The organism is Methylococcus geothermalis, assembly GCF_012769535.1.
In the GTDB taxonomy this organism is placed as follows: Bacteria; Pseudomonadota; Gammaproteobacteria; order Methylococcales; family Methylococcaceae; genus Methylococcus; species Methylococcus geothermalis.
On record NZ_CP046565.1, the window covers coordinates 386,501 to 402,887 of the forward strand.

The window sequence follows — 16,387 nt, forward strand, 5'->3', positions numbered from 1 at the left end:
TCGCATGAGCCCGACGAAATGAACAAAGCTCTCAGGACCGCCCTCAAACTCAGTCTATTCCTGGCCATTGCATTGAGCACCCCCGCCCGCGCGGAGGACTTCGACCAGCTCAAAGCCACGACGCCCAGCCAGCGGGCCGCGGCCCAGACGGATTACATGAAGAGCCGTCTGGCCTTGACGGATGCCCAGATGCCCAAGATCGCCGCCATCAATCAAAAATACGCCGAACAGATGGAACCCGTGATCAAGAGCGCCGACGGAGGCCTCGGCAAGATGCTCGAGGCCAAGGCGATCCAGGAAAACAAGGATGCCGAGCTGCAGCGGATCCTGACGCCCGATCAGTTCGAGCGCTTCGCTTCATCCAAGGACGAGATGCGCGAGGCGGTGAAGCGGGTTCTGCTGAAAGACTGAACGACCCTTCGGCAAGGCTTCGCCACCGGTGCCGATTCCACAACACCCGTCATCCGGCCCATCCGGCTCTCATCGTCGCCGCTTGCGCATCAAGGCTTCCGCTCAGTCTCGATGCGCTTGAGCAGGGAAAACAGGTCGCTGCGGGTGGACAGGACGATGGTGGCGTCGCGGTCGATGATCCTGCGGTAGGTCTCCATGCTCTTGAGGAAGCGGTAGAACTCGGCGGCCTCGGGGCGCTGGGTGTAGGCCTTGGCATAGATTCCGGTGGCCTTGGCATCGGCTTCGCCCACGATCTCCTGGACCCGCTTGTAGGCGGTGGACGCGATCTCGTTGATGTCGCGCTCCTTGTTGCCGGCGATGCGGGCCGCCTCGCCCTCCCCTTCCGAACGGAAGCGCTGGGCGATCTGCAGGCGCTCGCTGATCATGCGCTGGTGGATGCGCTCCAGCACCTCCGGGTTGTAGTTGAGGCGCTTGAAGCGCACGTCGAGCAGCTCGATGCCGAATTCCGCCAGCTTGGGGGCCGCACTCTCGAACACGTCTTTCTCGATCTGCTGCCGCCCGACCCGGGTCGGGCGCAGCCCCACCTCCGGCAACTGCGCGGCGAGGCCTTCGTCCCGCAAAGGCTGACGCACCTTGTCGCTGCGCACGACCTCGATCAGCTCGTGCCGCGCGATCGCGGTGCGGGTCTCGCTGCCGAGAATGTCCTCCAGCCGCGACTGGGCGCTGCGCTCGTCCCGCAGCCGCAGGTAGTAGCGCATGGCGTCGGTGATGCGCCAGCGGGCGAAGGTGTCGACCTGGATGTACGTCTTGTCCTTGGTGGACATTTCGACCATGGGGCCGTCCCAGGCCAGGTAGCGCTTGTCGAAACGGTTGACCTGCTGGACGAAAGGCAGCTTGAAGTGCAGTCCGGGGTCGGTGATCGGCTCGCCCACCGGACGGCCGAACTGGGTGACGATGACCTGCTGGGTCTGGTCGACGGTGTAAGCGGACAGATACAGCGCCAGCAGCACCAGCGCGGCCACGAGGGAAACCAGGTGTCTTGCGGCGATCATCGCTTTTCCTCCTGCGTGGCGGCCGGCAGGGGCAGCATCGGCAATATCTGCTGCACCGTCTCGTCGACCACGATCGACTGCTTGGCCTGTGGCAGCACGTCGCCCATGGTTTCGAGGTAGAGCCGGGTGCGCGTCACCTCCGGCGCCTTGACGTACTGCTCCAGCACGGCGCTGAAGGCCGCGACGTCGCCTTCCGCCTCGTTGATCCGCTTGAAGCGGTATCCTTCCGCCGCCCGGATCTGCTGGTCGGCCTCGCCGCGGGCGCGGGGCACCGCCTTGTTGTATTCGCCGTTGGCGAGGTTGATGACGTTTTCGCGGTCCTGCTGGGCCCGGTTGACTTCGTTGAATGAGGACTGGACCGGCTCCGGCGGATTGACGTTCTTGAGCTGCACCTGGCTGATGGAGACGCCCAGGTGATAAAGCTCGGCCAGCGTGCGCATTCGCTGCAGCGAGGTTTCTTCGATCTCCTGCCGCCCGATGGTGATGATTTCGTCCACCGTCCGATCGCCGACCACGGTGCGCATGACGGACTCGGAAATGTCGCGCAGGGTGAGGCCGGGATCGCGCACCGCGAACAGATAGTCTTGCGGCTCGGTGATACGGTATTGCACGATCCACTCGACCAATGCCGAATTCAGGTCGCCGGTGACCATGGAACGTTCCTTGCCGGGTTCACGACCCACCTGGTCCGGATTGGTCGCGCCCGTCGTGGCGAACCCGAACTCCAGCTTGAGCTGGCGCTGGGTCGGCACGGCGATGACGCTGTCGATGCCGTAGGGCAGCTTGAAATGGAGGCCCGGCGGCACCTTGCGGATGTACTTGCCGAACCGGCGCACGACGCCTTCGGATTCGGCGGGAATCGTGTAATAGGCGGTCCACAGCGCCATGACCGCCAACACGATCAGGACGATGCGGGCAGGCGAAGCCGGCAGCGATCCGGGCAGTGGCTTGGAGATGCGTCCCCAGGGAGAGTTCGAATTTTCCATACCGGCTCCTCGTCGACGAACTGAGAAAAAAGCGGGTCTCGATCAGTTTAGCTGGAGCTCGACGGTGCCGCTCACGTTCACCTCGACCTTCTGCGTGCCGGCTTCGATCGGTACCGGCGCGGCCGCCTCCACGGCCATGGCGCGCATGCCCAGCGCCATCGGCCGGACCGGCGGACCGCCGGTATCGACCCGCAGGGCGACGATCCGGTAGCGGCTGCGGCCCAGTTCGCGGGTCACCAATTCGGCACGCTGGCGGAACGCCCCCAGCGCTTCTTTGATCAAGCCGTCTTCGGCTTCTTTACGTTTCTGCGGCGAGGTTTCGTAACCGACGGATTCGAGATGAAGCTGCTGCTGAAGCTCCCCCAGCAGGCCGCCGAGCTTGCCGGCATCGAGGCTTTCCAGCCGGATCGACTGCTTCACCCGCCAGCCGCTGATGCGCTCCTTCTGGTAGACCGGCGAAGTCTGGTAACCGAGGGTCTGTACCTTGATCTCCGGCACCTGCTTGATCCGGTCGACCGCCTTGGCAATGGTCTTGTTGACCTCGACGGCCAGGGCCGCGGCCTTGGGGCCCTCCATCTCGCTGGAAAGCATGGCGACGAGGATGTCGTTCTGGACCTCGCCCTGAGCTTCGGACGATAGATCGATTCGGTCGTAAGTCAATGGCGCTCGCTCGTCCGCCTGCACGGCGGACAGGGCCGACGACGCCAGCAGAAAACCCAAAACCCGGATTCGCGCATTCAAGGCAAGTTCCCCCTCTTGGCAGGTTGCGATCACGGTGCCCCGGCTGTATAGGGCACGGGCAGTATGCTGCAAGTCACCGCGGATTGCACCGCTTGCCTCCCCGGGACCGTTTAAGGGATCATCGAACCCCATTCCTCTCCCACTTCCGGAAGTGACGATATGAAGCAACGCCTGCGTGGCATGACACGCGCCCTGCTGCCGGCCGCACTCGGGCTGATCCTGGCCGCCTGCGAAAACAAGGTGACCCGCGAGAACTACGACAAGCTCGCCATCGGCATGGAATATTCCAAGGTCGTCGAGCTGCTCGGCCAACCGGAGAACTGCCAGTCCGTGGTTTCGGTCAAGAGCTGCGTCTGGGGCAAGGACCCCAAGACCATCAGCGTGCAGTTCATGGGCGAGAAGATATTGTTCTATTCGAACACCGGCCTTTAACGTGAAAGTCGCCGCACCTTTGCTCCCTTCTCCCTCTGGGAGAAGGCCGGGGTGAGGGAGAGCGTAGCGAGGGAGCCCGACCAGCGGGTAGGGCGGAACCGTCTTTTCGGGTTCCGCCAGATGCGGCGGATCGCCTGCCGGCATCCGCCCTACGGGACTATTCGAACACCGGCCTCTGAATGGCTAGCTCCAAAGACCCCTGGCCGGGAATCGCCCGGCCGTATCTGCTGGCATGCGCGATCTTCGGGCTGTGGCCGGCTGGCGCTGAAGCGGGCGGGCTGGCGGATCAGCTCGCCGCACTGGCGCAGGAACACGGATTCTCGATCGAAGGGCTCGACCGCTTGAGCGCCGAACCGGGCCGCACCGCCGAAGGCGGTATCAAAGACCGCCTGAAGGCGCTATTGCAGGGTTACAACTACATTCTGGCGGAAAGCCGGCCGGGGCGGATCGAGCGGCTGGTCATCACCGGCACCGCCCGCGGCGGAGGGAAACCGCCGCCGAGCTCGACCATCCCCACCCTCCGCATCGGCGCTCATCACCAGGTGGAGGCCATTCTGGTCGGCCCGAACGGAGTTCCACGGACCGTATCCGTCCTGGTCGACACCGGCGCATCGACGGTGGTGCTGCCGACCTCGATGATCAACACCCTGGGATTCGATGCCGAAAGGCTTTCCGCCGGCATCAGCCAGACCGCGAGCGGCCAGGTCCGCACCCAGACCGGCGTGCTTCCCTCCGTCACCGTCGGCCCCGCCTCCGCCGAGAACGTCCCGGTCAGCTTCATCGCCGACAAACGACTGAACGGCGCGATGCTGCTGGGCATGAGCTATCTGAACCGGTTCCGCGTCACCATCGACGACGAACACGACGAGATCGTGCTCCTGGCGAAATAGCCCGCCTCACTGGCCGGAGCGCGCCATCGCCACCAGGGCCGCCCTCACTTCCGCCTGCGTGGAAACAGGAGCGGGAAAGGCGAAACGCACCACCCTGGAACCCACCCGGAGCTGGAATCCCTCCCCGTCGATCCCGACCAGGGCCGGCTCGCAGCCGGCCTCGAGGGCCACACCGCCCGCCTCGCAATACCGGCGCATCGCCTGGCGGTGGTCGGCGTTCATGTGCTCCAGCATCGCCCGCTCCTCCTCTGCCCGGAAGGGGTTGGGCCGCAGCACCCGTTCCGGCGACAGCCAATGGATACGCCCGAAGCCGCCGATGTAGCGCAGGCGCACCGGCATCAGCCGGTAGAAGGCGAAGGAATGGGTGTTGTGGAAACGGCGGGCGTCGGGGAAAAAGGAGAAATAACGCTCGGCGGCATCCACGTCGTCCTCCGGCACGGGCTGCGCGTCCGCGAGGAGGGTCAGCCGGCCGTTGGTCTGCACGTCCCCGACGCTGCGGTCGAGCACGATCAGCGAGACCTTGGGGTTCGCCTGGACATTCCGGGTGTGCTGGGCGATGTTGGCGATGTAGATGACGGGTACGCCGCCCCGATCCAAGCAGTACGGCATCACCGAGCCGAAGGGATATCCCGGCATGTCCGCCGAATGCGTGGAAAGCACGCCGTCATACGCCTGATTCAGCAGCGCGCGCGCTTCGATTCCGATTTCGTCCAATTCCGCCATGATCCAAGTCCTTCCTCAATCTCAACCGCTAGCCCATCCCCGTCTTCCTTTGGGCAATGCCGTTAAGTTAAGCCGTCATACCGGCAGGGATTGCCGGACCAATCCGCCGGAAGCGGATTGGCACGGGCCCGCAGGGTGCCGGGCAGGAGAGCCCGGCATGAATCCAGGTCACATGGACGTGAAGGGCTTTCGCCATCCGTGGCTTCTGGGTTCCGGCACTCCCTGCCGGAACGACAAGTTTTTTCTTAACTTAACGCCATTGCCCAGACCGTAGGGCGGATAAGCGGCAGCGCATCCGCCAAATTCGGCTCCGCCGCTCTCCGAGTCAGCTCCGCCGCTCTCCGAGTCGGCTCCGCCGCTCTTCGAGTCTGCGCGGAGGTGGATGCGCTTCGCTTATCCACCCTACAGGTTCCAGGGAACAATCCGGTGCGCATTGCGCACGTCGATCCCTCCCAGAGGGAGAGGGAACCGCGGACGGTACTTACGGCAACATGCCCCGTATCACCCGCTCATATTCGGGGAAATAACGCCCGATCACGGAAAGATCGAACCGTCGCAGGATGGCGGTGTTCGGCTCCCGTTCCAGCAGAAAATCGAAGGAGCGGCGCACCAGCGTCTCCACCGGTACCGCGGCCCCCGCGATCCTGGCCGCGTAGGACGGATCGACCGTCACGGCATGCGAAGTCGTGGCCACACCTTCCACCACCACTTCGAAGGTCGAATCGTCGCATCGAGTCACAGTCACTTCAGCCATGCCAGCTCCGCAATCGGCCAGTTTCCCCGGATGGCCCCAAAGATAACACCTCAACCCGCCTTCCCAAAGCGCCGCCGGCCACCAACCTACGTCACCTTCCCCGCGTGGCGGAGAGATTTTCCTTCAATTCGGTTAAAATTGACGCACATTAGAGAATTTTTTACCTTTGTTTGATATAAACAAGGCGCCTCCTCCGCTCGCGCCGCGGTAAAAAATTCCCCCGAGCGGCCGGAGCCCACACGTGAACCAACAACGACAATGTAATGTAAGGAGTCAAGTCATGAACATCCTCGTTTCGAAACACGCGTTCCTCCGCCGTACAGCCGGCTTTGCGAGCCTGGCCGCTTCGGTTGTTTTCGTGGCCGGCGCGGGAACCGCGGAAGCGGCGACGGCAACGGCAAACGTCGGCGTAAGCGCGGTTGTCGTGCACGCCTGCAAGATAGAGACCCTTGCCCCCGTTACGTTCGGCAATTACGACCCCACCGAGACGGCACCCGTTCAGGTCAGCAATGGCCAGATCCGGGTGAAATGCACAAGATCAGCAACAGCATATCCGATCACGCTGAGCGCGGGCACCGGTTCGGGTGCGACATGCACCGGCACCCCGGTACGGAAGATGACTCTCGGAGCGGATTCGCTGGCCTACAACCTTTATCAGGGCGGCTACACCACCGTGTGGGGCTGCGACACTTCGAACGACTACGATTACACGGCGACTAACAGTGGATGGACATCTATAGACATCTACGGTGAGATTCCCGCCGGCCAGGACGTCCCGGCCGGCACCTACAACGATACCGTCGTGGCGACCGTAACCTTCTAGGCCGCCGCAAGGATGCCTTGCATCGTCTATGATTTCATTGCCATTGGCGGCCGGGCGGCTCTTGCCGGTCCTGGCCGCGCTTCTTTTCCCATCGCCCCAGCTTGTTGCGGCCCAGTTGGGGGTGTCCCCCACCCGCATCGAGCTGACCGCCGCCAAGCCCACGGCGGCCGTGACGCTGAAGAATGAAAGCGGAGACAGGCTCGTCATCCAGAACTCCATCGTCGCCTGGACCCGCGAGGGCAAAGAGGACCGCTATACCCCGACCAAGGATCTGATCGTCACCCCGCCCATCGCCACGGTGGCGCCGGGCGGGTCCCAGGTGCTCCGCGTGGGACTGCGCCGCCCCGTGGACCCCCACCGCGGACTGGCCTACCGGCTGTTCGTCCAGGAAGTTCCGCCGCCGCCCAAGGCCGGATTCGCCGGGGTACAAATCGCCCTGCGGCTGAGCCTGCCGGTACTGGTCCAGCCGGCGGCCCCCGCCCCGCCGCGGATCGTGTGGAGCGGGGCCAAGCGCCCCGACGGCGGGCTGGAAATCACCGCGCGGAACGAGGGCTCGGCCCTGCTTGCCGTCGACGAACTGACCATCCGCGGCACCGCCGGCAGACCCCAGGGACGAGGTCCGGTTTCGGTATTTCCCGGAGGCCGGCAAAGCTGGGTTTTCCCCGCCGAGGTCCTGGAGGCCGAATCCGAAACCGCCCATGTCCGGGCATCCACCAACGCCGGCGTCATCGAGAGCGACGTGGATGTGGAGATGCCTTGAATGTTCCAGCCCGGCTCTCGTCGCCGTCCTGCTGCTCCTGATGCCCGTCACGGGCCGTTCGCGGGAGCAAGCTAGCCCCCCCCCCCCTGCCCCGGCCGAACCCGTATCATCCCAGCCCGCGGAGCCGCAGACTCAGGCATCCGGCACGGCCGAACCTCGCGCGGACCCGGAGGAGCGTCTGCTGGCGGTCGAGCTGAACGGCGAAAAGGTATCGGAAGGGGCGCTGGTGTTGCGCGGGCGGGATGGAGCGCTGTACGTGCCGGGACATGAGGCGGAAAGCTGGCGGCTGCGGCTGCCCCGCGCCAAGACCGTCCCGCACGACGGCCAGGACTACCTGCTGCTGGCGAACCCGGGCATCGTCGAGGCCCGCATCGACGATGCCCGGCAGACGCTGGTATTGAAGGTCGAACCGTCCCTGCTGGCCGGCACGGTGGTCGAGGCCGGCGGCCGCCTGGCTCGACCTAAGCCTGAGCGGAGCGGTTTCGCGGGTTTCCTGAACTACGATTTCAACATCATGCATTCACCCCAGGGCGATCTCCAGGGAGGCGCGGCGGAGCTCGGGATATCGAACCGTTACGGCCTGGGCACCTCCGCCTTCCTCGCCCGGCACACCAGTGGCCAGGCCGGCTCGGAACTCCAGCTCACCCGCCTGTACACCACATGGCTCATGGACGACCCGGCGAACATGGCCAGTCTGCAGTTGGGCGACAACATCGTGCGCCCCTGGCAGCGCGGCCACCAGGCCCGCTTCGCCGGCATCCAGTACGCCACCAATTTCGGCCTTCAGCCCCGCTTCTACCGTTATCCGCAGCCGGCCGTCATGGGCAGTCTGGCCGAAGCATCGAGCCTCGACATCTTCCTGAACGCCACCCTGGTGGACCGGCAGAACCTGCCCGCCGGCCCGTTTCAAATACGCGACCTGCCCGCCACCAACGGCAGCGGCGAAATCCGCGTCGTGGCGCGCGATCTGCTCGGGCGCGAACAGGTGATCACGCAGCCCTTCTACGTCGGCAGGTCCATGCTGAGGGAAGGGCTGGCCGATTTTTCCTACGAAGCCGGTTTCCTGCGCCGCTATTACGGCACGGACAGCATGAGCTACGGCGCGCCGTTCGGCAGCGCCACCTACCGGCGCGGCTTGAACTCCTGGCTGACCGGCGAACTGCACGGACAGGTGGTCCGCGATCAGGCCGCCGTGGCGGCCGGAGGCTCGTTCCTGATCGGCACCTACGGCGTGGTCGATGCGGCGCTGGGCGTCAGCGGCGGCCAGGGCTGGGGAGGGCTCGGCGGCCTGGGCTTCACACACCAGGGCGAGACCTTCAGCTACGGCGCCAGCTCCTATTTCACCAACCAGAACTTCACCCAGCTCGGCATCGAGCAGGGCCAGTTCGCTCCCAAGCAACTGAGCGATGCGTTCTGCGGCCTCACCGTCACCAGCGGATCGAGCGTTTCCCTCCGATACGGCTCGGCCAACTACTTCGACCGGCCCCATGTCGACACCTATGTCGCGAACTACACCCAGAACCTCTGGGGAGGCCTGACCCTGAGCGTTGCGGCGAGCTATACCAAATCGGACTTCGAGGGCGCCCAGGTCGCGGCCATTCTCACCCTGCCCTTGGGAGAGCGGACGTACGCCACGGCCAACGCCCGGGCAACCCGCTTGCAAGGCTCGCCCACGCAGTTGGAGTTCGATGCCCAGTTGATCCATACTCCCGGCTGGGGACCGGGGTGGGGTTACCGGCTGGACGCCAGCACCAACAACCGCCAGGCCGCGCAACTCACCGCGCAGACCGATTTCGGACTGTTCAGCGCCGAGGTCGCACACTTCCAGGGAGATTTCGCCGAACGCGCCTTCGGCTCCGGCGGCATCGGCCTCATCGAAGGACATCCGTTCCTGTCGCGGCGAATCCAGGACAGCTTTGCCATCGCGAAGGTGGGCAGCTACAAGGACGTCAGGGTCTATGCGGACAATCAGTTGATCGGCCGGACCGACGAAGAAGGGTACGTGGTGCTGCCGCGCCTGCGGGCCTACGACGTCAACGACGTGCGGGTCGATGATGAAGACCTGCCGATGGATGCGCAGATCGGGACCCTCTCCTTGCCGGTCACGCCTTATTTCCGCAGCGGCGTGGTGGTGGACTTCCCGATCCGGCGCTCGCGCGGGGCGACGCTGACGATTCTGCTGGAAGACGGCAAACCGATCCCCGCCGGGGCGACGGTCACCGTGGAGGGAATCGCGGATGAATTTCCCGTCGGCATGGATGGCGAGGTCTATCTGACGGGTCTGTCCGCGCGGAACGAGCTGAAGGTCGACTGGAACGGAGAGCGATGCACGATCGAGGCCGATTATCCGGAATCCGAAGATATGCTGCCGGATCTGGGAAAATTCGTTTGCGCGGGAGTCCGCCGATGAAGCGCGATGTCTGGAAAGGCCGCCAATGGAGGGCGGCAGCCATGCTTTTCTCCCTGCTGGCGTGTCCCGGAATGTCTGGCGCGGAACCGTACCAGTGCGACATCGGCAACATCGGCGTCCCGCACTCGGTCTACGATCCCACGGACTCCAACCCGAACAGCAGCGGCGTGGGCACCGTCGGGATCACTTGCCAGCTCAAGAACGAAAAGCAGACGCAGCGGGTCCAATACACGGTGGCGCTGAGCCGTGGCTTCGGCGGCAGCTACAACCCCCGGCAGATGCGGGGCGGCAAAGGATCGCTCGGCTACAACCTGTATCTGGACGCGGCCAGGGTGACGGTCTGGGGCGATGGAAGCGGCGGCACCCTGCCTCTGCGGGGCACTATGCTGTTGAGCCCTACCAGTCCCGCGCAACAGGTGATCCACAACATTTACGGTCTCATCCCGGCGCTCCAGGACGTTTACGCCGGCACCTATACCGACACGATCACCATAACACTGACGTACTGATACTTCGCGGACGCAAGCCGAACGCTTTCTACTGCGGCGTTTTCGCCATTGTAGTAGGATATGCGGTTTTTCAACGGATTACCGCCATGCGCGAACTCAATCCTCTCTACAATCAGATCAAAGACCTCAAGAGCCGCCAGGATGCTCTTAGGGGGTATCTTTGACTTCGAAACCAAGCAGGAACGCCTGACCGAAGTCCTGCGCGAACTGGAAGACCCGAAAATCTGGGACAACCCGGAACGCGCCCAGGCGCTCGGCAAGGAACGCACCCAACTGGAAGGCGTGGTCAACCGGCTGAACGAGATTGCGGCCGGCGTCAGCGATGCGGAGGAGCTGCTCCAGCTCGCGGTCGAGGAAGACGACGAGGACAGCGTCGAATCGGTCGCCGCGGATCTGGCGCACTATGAAAGCGTCGTCGCCGAAATGGAGTTCCGCCGCATGTTCTCCGGCGAAATGGACCCGAACAGCGCCTTCCTGGACATCCAGGCCGGTTCCGGCGGCACGGAGGCCCAGGACTGGGCGCAGATGCTGGAGCGCATGTACCTTCGCTGGGGAGAGCGCAAGGGCTTCAAGACCGAGCTGGTGGAAGAGTCGCCGGGCGAAGTCGCCGGCATCAAGAGCGCGACCATCCGCTTCGAAGGCGAATACGCCTACGGCTGGTTGCGCACCGAAACTGGCGTCCACCGGCTGGTGCGGAAATCGCCGTTCGACTCGGGCAACCGCCGGCATACTTCTTTTTCCTCCGTCTTCGTCTCGCCCGAGATCGACGACAACATCGACATCGACATCAATCCGGCCGATCTGCGCACCGACGTCTACCGCGCCAGCGGCGCCGGCGGGCAGCACGTCAACCGGACCGAATCGGCGGTGCGCATCACCCATGTCCCGACCGGCATCGTGGTGCAGTGTCAGAACCAGCGCTCCCAGCACGCCAACCGCGACTGGTGCATGAAGCAGTTGCGCGCCAAGCTCTACGAGCTGGAGATGCAGAAGCGCAACACCGAGAAGCAGAAACTGGAAGACTCCAAGTCCGACATCGGCTGGGGCAGCCAGATCCGCTCCTACGTGCTGGACCAGTCGCGCATCAAGGACCTGCGCACCAACGTGGAAACCGGCAACCCCCAGGCGGTGCTCGACGGCGACCTGGACCTGTTCATCGAAGCCAGCCTGAAGAGCGGCCTGTAAAGACATGAGCGAACTGCAAGACGAAAACAAACTGATCGCGCTGCGCCGCGAAAAGCTCGCCGAGCTGCGGCAAGCCGGCATCGCCTTCCCCAACGATTTCCGCCGCGACGGCGTGGCCGCCGAACTGCACGCACGCTACGGGGAGGAAACGGCGGAGGCGCTGGAGGAAATCGCCGCTTCGGTCAAGCTGGCCGGGCGGCTGATGGGCAAGCGCATCATGGGCAAGGCCAGCTTCGCCCATATCCAGGACATGTCCGGCCGCATCCAGATATTCCTGCAGCGGGACGCCCTGGCCGAAGGCGTCTACGACGATTTCAAGGGCTGGGACATCGGCGACGTGATCGGCGTGGAAGGCACGGTGTTCCGCACCAAGACCGGCGAACTGTCGGTGAAGGCGGCGGACATCCGCCTCCTCACCAAGTCGCTGCGCCCGCTGCCCGAGAAGTTCCACGGCCTGACCGATGCCGAGACCTGCTACCGCCAGCGCTACGTGGACCTCATCATGAACGAGGACTCGCGCCGGGTGTTCCAGTTGCGCAGCGCCATCGTGCGCTACATCCGCGAATTCCTGAGCGAGCGCGGCTTCATCGAGGCGGAGACGCCGATGATGCAGGTGATCCCCGGCGGCGCCCGCGCCAAGCCGTTCGTCACCCATCACAACGCCTTGGGGCTGGACCTGTACCTGCGCATCGCCCCGGAGCTCTACCTCAAGCGGCTGGTGGTGGGCGGCTTCGAGAAGGTGTTCGAGATCAACCGCAGCTTCCGCAACGAGGGGCTATCCACCCGGCACAACCCCGAATTCACGATGATCGAGTTCTATCAGGCCTATGCCGATTACCGGGACCTGATGGACCTGACCGAAGCGCTGATGCGGGGGATTGCGGAGAGCCTGCTGGGCGGCGCCGTCGTGACCCATCAGGGCAAGGATTACGATCTGGGACAGCCGTTCCGGCGTATGACGGTGCTGGAATCGATCCTCCACTACAACCCGGACATCCGGGCGGAAGAGCTGGCCGAGCGCGAAAGCGCCGCCAGGATCGCGGCCCGGTTGGGCATCCCGGTCGCCGCGGGCGACGGGCTCGGCAAGATCCAGACCGAGATCTTCGAGCAGACCGTGGAAGACCGGCTGGACGAGCCGACCTTCATCACCGCCTACCCGGCCGAGGTGTCTCCCTTGGCGCGGCGCAACGACGAGAATCCGTTCATCACCGACCGCTTCGAGTTCTTCGTGGGCGGACGCGAGCTGGCCAACGGCTTTTCCGAGCTCAACGATCCGGAAGACCAGGCCGAGCGGTTCCGGAAGCAGGTGGAGGACAAGGCCGCCGGCGACGAGGAGGCCATGCACTACGATGCCGACTACATCCGCGCCCTGGAATACGGCCTGCCGCCCACCGCCGGCGAAGGCATCGGCATCGACCGCCTGGTGATGTTCTTCACCGACTCGCCCTCCATCCGCGACGTCATCCTGTTCCCCCACATGCGGCCGGAAAGCTGAGCACGAAGCCTTGACGAGCCCGTTGCGGGCCGCCCGCGGGCCCGCAACAAGCGGACGATCACTCTTCGGCCGGGGTGAGAAGCTTTCCGTCCTTGTCCAGCAGCGGGACGTGGTATTTCTTGAGCAGCACCTCGATATCCGCGGCCTTCTTGTCGATGAGCGCTTCGAGCTGCTCTTTCCGCGCCTTGTCTGGAATCCGGACCCCCATCGACATCGGAAAGTCGAAGCGCACCCCCTCCTCGGATTGCATGGGAATCATGGCGAAGGTGCCCGGCTTGTTGTGATGGACCAGGTAGCCCGCCATCGGCCCCCAGACGATCGCCATGTCGATCTTGCCGGCGAGCAGTTCCTTCTCCAGGGTCTGGGCAGTGTTGATCGTTGCGTCCGCAGTCATCGACTGGTAAGGGACACCTTGCTCCACCAGCTTGTGCTTGAGTAGCCATGTCGTGGCCGGCGAGCCGTCGAACATCGCGATCCGGAGTTTCGCCTTCCGATCCGGAGACAGCGCATCCAGATGCGCGGCTGAATGAATGTCGTCCCAACCCTTCTTCCTGACGTAAACCAAGGCGTAAGTGGATCGGTAGTACGGCTTGGTGGTCGCGGCCTGGTCGTAACCCGCGGGCAAGCCCATCACCACGTCGCACTTGTATTCTTCCGAGTCCGGCTCCTTGGCCTTCAGCGTGTTGCGGATGAACCCCATGCGCTGCGGAAACCAAGTGTAGACGAGCTTCTTGTCCAGCTCCTTGGCAAAGAGCTCGGCGATCTTGTTCTCGAACCCGCCGCCCTTCTGATCGGAATACGGCGGATTGTTGGGATCGGCGCAAACCTTGAAGGCGTCGCCAGCCGCCTGGGCTGCGACCGCAGTGAGCAGCCAGGCAAACCCGGCGGAAATCAAACCTGTTTTTGTCATCATGTTGCTGTGATCCGAAATAAGCGCTCGTGACCGGACGGCCGATTGGCGAGAGTGTCACCATTCGCATCCGGCACGAACGAAAATACCCCGGATCGGGTCACCGATCCGGGGTATTCGTTTGCCGGCCGAAGCCGGCGCTCAGCTCACGGAACCCGACCGGTTCTTAGGGCAGAGTGAACACGGTGAACACACCGCCCAGCTTGGTATGGCTGCTCAGGCCCTTGTAGGCGCCCACCGCACCCAGACCTTCGGTGTCGCCTTCCAGGCCAGCGGCCATGCCCACGCCGGCCCATCCGCCGATGCCGGACAGGACGCCGATATACTGCTTGCCGTTGTAGGTCCAGGTGCTGACGTTGCCGATGATGCCAGACGGCGTCTTGAACCTGTACAGCTCTTCGCCGGTCTTGGCGTCACGCACCTTCAGATAGCCTTCCAGGGTGCCGTAGACGACGATGTCGCCAGCGGTCGAGACCATGCCGCTCCACAGGGAGAACGGCTCGTCCACCTGCCAGGCGATGCTGCCGGTCGCCGGATCCCAGGCGGTGAAGGAACCCATGTGGTTGCTCGACTCCTTCTCGCCGGTCTTCACGTTGGCCTTCGCCGGGAAGATGTTCAGCGTCGCGCCGACATACGGCTGGCCAGCGGTGTATTCGACTTCGAACGGCTCATAGTTCATGCAGGTATGGTTACCCGGAATGTAGATGAGCTTGGTCTTCGGCGAATAGGTGACCGGAGCCTCGTTCTTCGCGCCCATGGCCGAGGGGCAGATGCCTTTGGTGTCGACATCCTGACCACCGTGCTGGGTGGAGTACTTCGGATTGACCTGCGGGCGGCCGGTCTTCATGTCGACATGGGTCGCCCAGTTGACGGCCTTGTCGAACTTCTCGGCCACCAGCAGCTCGCCGGTGACGCGGTCCAGGGTATAGCCGAAGCCGTTACGGTCGAAGTGGACCAGCAGCTTGGAGTGCTTGGAGCCATCCTTCGCGGTCATTTCCTGGTCGACCAGCACCATTTCGTTGATGCCGTCGTAGTCCCATTCGTCGTGGGGGGTCATCTGATAGACCCATTTGGCCTCACCGGTGTCGACGTCGCGAGCCCAGATGGTCATCGACCACTTGTTGTCGCCGGGGCGCTGCACCGGGTTCCAGGTGCTCGGGTTGCCGGAGCCGTAATAAACCAGGTTCAGCTCCGGATCATAGCTGTACCAGCCCCAGGTCGTGCCGCCGCCGATCTTCCACTGGTCGCCCTGCCACGTCTTCAGCGAGGAATCCTTGCCGACCGGCGCCATTTTGCCGTCGGTCCAGGTCATGGTGCTTGCCGGATCCAGGCCGACTTCGTCGTCCGGCCCCATACTGAACTTCTTCCAGGCCAGGCTGCCGTCCTTGATGTTGTAGGCTGCCAGGAAACCGCGGACGCCGAATTCGCCGCCGGAGATGCCCGTCAGGACCTTGTCCTTGACGACCAGGGGCGCGTTGGTGGCGGTCATGCCGGTCTTTGGATCGCCATTCTTGACCTTCCAGACGACTTTGCCGGTCTTGGCGTCGAGGGCCACCAGGGTGGCATCGCCCTGAGCCAGGAAGAGCTTGCCGTCACCGTAGGCCAGACCACGGTTGACCACGTCGCAACACATCACGGAGATGACCTGGGATTGGTCGGTGCCCTTGTCGGGCGCGTAGACGTACTCCCACAGCACGGATTGGGTCGCCTGATCCAGCGCATAGACCTTATGGGGATACCCGGTGTGAATGTAGATCACGTCGTTGATGACGAGCGGACCGCCCTCATGGCCGCGCAGCATGCCGGTGGAGAACGTCCATACCGGCTGCAGGTGCTTGGCATTCTTGAAATTGATCTGGTCCAGCGTGCTGTAACGCGTGCCCGCGTAGTTGCCACCCCAAGTCGCAAAGTTCTTCGTATCCTTGGTGAGTGCTTCCACTTCGGCGTTCGCGAAAGAGACGCCGGGTACTGCCAGCAACGATGCTACGGAACTTGCGACGAGCCAGCTTTTCACGGGTTTTTTCATCTTGTTTCCTCCTGGTATCTGCATCCGCAGAATACGTTTTGTTAGTGAAAAAATTTCCGAAAACTCTAGGGAGGACGGCGGCCGGTATCGCCGGAATTTTTCCCGGTAAAAGGCATGAAAATGCCCCGTCCAGCCCGTCTGGACGCGTAAGGTGAAGGATTTCGCCATAAAAGTCAACCTGAGTCCTACCCCGGGAAATGCAGCCGGAAGCCGCATTTTTCCTTGCCTGGAGACCGTGCCACCCGGGTCGGACGGAAGCGCGTCAATTCGCCACACCCAC

16 protein-coding genes are annotated in these 16,387 nt (G+C 63.8%); 9 read left to right on the forward strand and 7 right to left on the reverse strand.

Going from position 1 to position 16,387, the window contains the following annotated elements; translation table 11 throughout:
* Positions 1-18 precede the first annotated feature (18 nt).
* A complete protein-coding gene (locus GNH96_RS01805) occupies positions 19-411 on the forward strand; it encodes a hypothetical protein (RefSeq protein WP_169601727.1) in 393 nt (130 codons plus the stop codon).
* A gap of 89 nt (positions 412-500) precedes the next feature.
* Here the strand turns inward: GNH96_RS01805 and hflC are convergent, their stop codons facing one another.
* From hflC to GNH96_RS01820, 3 genes are read right to left on the reverse strand one after another with little or no spacing between them, the layout of a single operon-like run.
* Positions 501-1,463, reverse strand: a complete 963-nt coding sequence (gene hflC, locus GNH96_RS01810; RefSeq protein ID WP_169601729.1) for a protease modulator HflC — start codon at positions 1,461-1,463, stop codon at positions 501-503.
* Positions 1,460-2,449 carry an FtsH protease activity modulator HflK gene (gene hflK, locus GNH96_RS01815; RefSeq protein WP_169601731.1) on the reverse strand — a complete coding sequence of 330 codons (990 nt, stop codon included), beginning with the start codon at positions 2,447-2,449 and terminating at the stop codon, positions 1,460-1,462. Before hflK ends, hflC begins: the two co-directional genes overlap by 4 nt.
* A 42-nt stretch (positions 2,450-2,491) precedes the next feature.
* Entirely contained in the window at positions 2,492-3,190 is a 699-nt protein-coding gene (locus tag GNH96_RS01820; RefSeq protein ID WP_169601733.1) for an SIMPL domain-containing protein, read from the reverse strand.
* Between the two features lie 159 nt (positions 3,191-3,349).
* On the opposite strand from GNH96_RS01820, the gene GNH96_RS01825 reads away from it, so the two are divergent.
* On the forward strand, positions 3,350-3,622 hold the full coding sequence (locus tag GNH96_RS01825; RefSeq protein WP_169601735.1) for a DUF3862 domain-containing protein: 273 nt from the start codon (positions 3,350-3,352) through the stop codon (positions 3,620-3,622).
* Between the two features lie 179 nt (positions 3,623-3,801).
* A complete protein-coding gene (locus GNH96_RS01830) occupies positions 3,802-4,512 on the forward strand; it encodes a retropepsin-like aspartic protease family protein (RefSeq protein ID WP_169601737.1) in 711 nt (236 codons plus the stop codon).
* 6 nt (positions 4,513-4,518) lie between these two features.
* On the opposite strand, the gene GNH96_RS01835 is transcribed toward GNH96_RS01830, so the two are convergent.
* The gene (locus tag GNH96_RS01835; protein ID WP_169601739.1) at positions 4,519-5,235 is read right to left on the reverse strand and encodes a HugZ family pyridoxamine 5'-phosphate oxidase; all 717 of its coding nucleotides are present in this window, start codon (positions 5,233-5,235) and stop codon (positions 4,519-4,521) included.
* A gap of 481 nt (positions 5,236-5,716) precedes the next feature.
* Positions 5,717-5,989 (reverse strand): hypothetical protein, encoded by a 273-nt coding sequence (locus tag GNH96_RS01840; RefSeq protein ID WP_169601741.1) that lies wholly within the window; start codon positions 5,987-5,989, stop codon positions 5,717-5,719.
* Between the two features lie 280 nt (positions 5,990-6,269).
* Between GNH96_RS01840 and GNH96_RS01845 the strand changes: the two genes are divergently transcribed.
* From GNH96_RS01845 to lysS, 6 genes are all read left to right on the forward strand, one after another.
* Positions 6,270-6,812, forward strand: coding sequence for a Csu type fimbrial protein (locus tag GNH96_RS01845; RefSeq protein WP_169601743.1), 543 nt, complete (start codon positions 6,270-6,272; stop codon positions 6,810-6,812).
* A 28-nt stretch (positions 6,813-6,840) separates the two neighbouring features.
* Entirely contained in the window at positions 6,841-7,572 is a 732-nt protein-coding gene (locus tag GNH96_RS01850; protein ID WP_169601745.1) for a fimbrial biogenesis chaperone, read from the forward strand.
* Positions 7,556-9,982 (forward strand): fimbria/pilus outer membrane usher protein, encoded by a 2,427-nt coding sequence (locus GNH96_RS01855; protein ID WP_169601747.1) that lies wholly within the window; start codon positions 7,556-7,558, stop codon positions 9,980-9,982. Before GNH96_RS01850 ends, GNH96_RS01855 begins: the two co-directional genes overlap by 17 nt.
* Positions 9,979-10,491, forward strand: a complete 513-nt coding sequence (locus GNH96_RS01860) for a Csu type fimbrial protein (RefSeq protein ID WP_228719974.1) — start codon at positions 9,979-9,981, stop codon at positions 10,489-10,491. The genes GNH96_RS01855 and GNH96_RS01860 overlap by 4 nt, the downstream gene beginning before the upstream one ends.
* A 141-nt stretch (positions 10,492-10,632) precedes the next feature.
* Positions 10,633-11,676 carry a peptide chain release factor 2 gene (gene prfB, locus GNH96_RS01865; RefSeq protein ID WP_169601749.1) on the forward strand — a complete coding sequence of 348 codons (1,044 nt, stop codon included), beginning with the start codon at positions 10,633-10,635 and terminating at the stop codon, positions 11,674-11,676.
* A gap of 4 nt (positions 11,677-11,680) precedes the next feature.
* Positions 11,681-13,171 carry a lysine--tRNA ligase gene (lysS, locus tag GNH96_RS01870; protein WP_169601751.1) on the forward strand — a complete coding sequence of 497 codons (1,491 nt, stop codon included), beginning with the start codon at positions 11,681-11,683 and terminating at the stop codon, positions 13,169-13,171.
* A 58-nt stretch (positions 13,172-13,229) separates the two neighbouring features.
* On the opposite strand, the gene GNH96_RS01875 is transcribed toward lysS, so the two are convergent.
* Together GNH96_RS01875 and GNH96_RS01880 are read right to left on the reverse strand one after the other, a co-directional pair.
* Positions 13,230-14,084, reverse strand: coding sequence for a substrate-binding domain-containing protein (locus tag GNH96_RS01875; RefSeq protein ID WP_169601753.1), 855 nt, complete (start codon positions 14,082-14,084; stop codon positions 13,230-13,232).
* Positions 14,085-14,247: 163 nt separating this feature from the next.
* Complete coding sequence (locus GNH96_RS01880) at positions 14,248-16,107, reverse strand: methanol/ethanol family PQQ-dependent dehydrogenase (protein WP_169601755.1); 1,860 nt, start codon at positions 16,105-16,107, stop codon at positions 14,248-14,250.
* Positions 16,108-16,387: the final 280 nt, after the last annotated feature.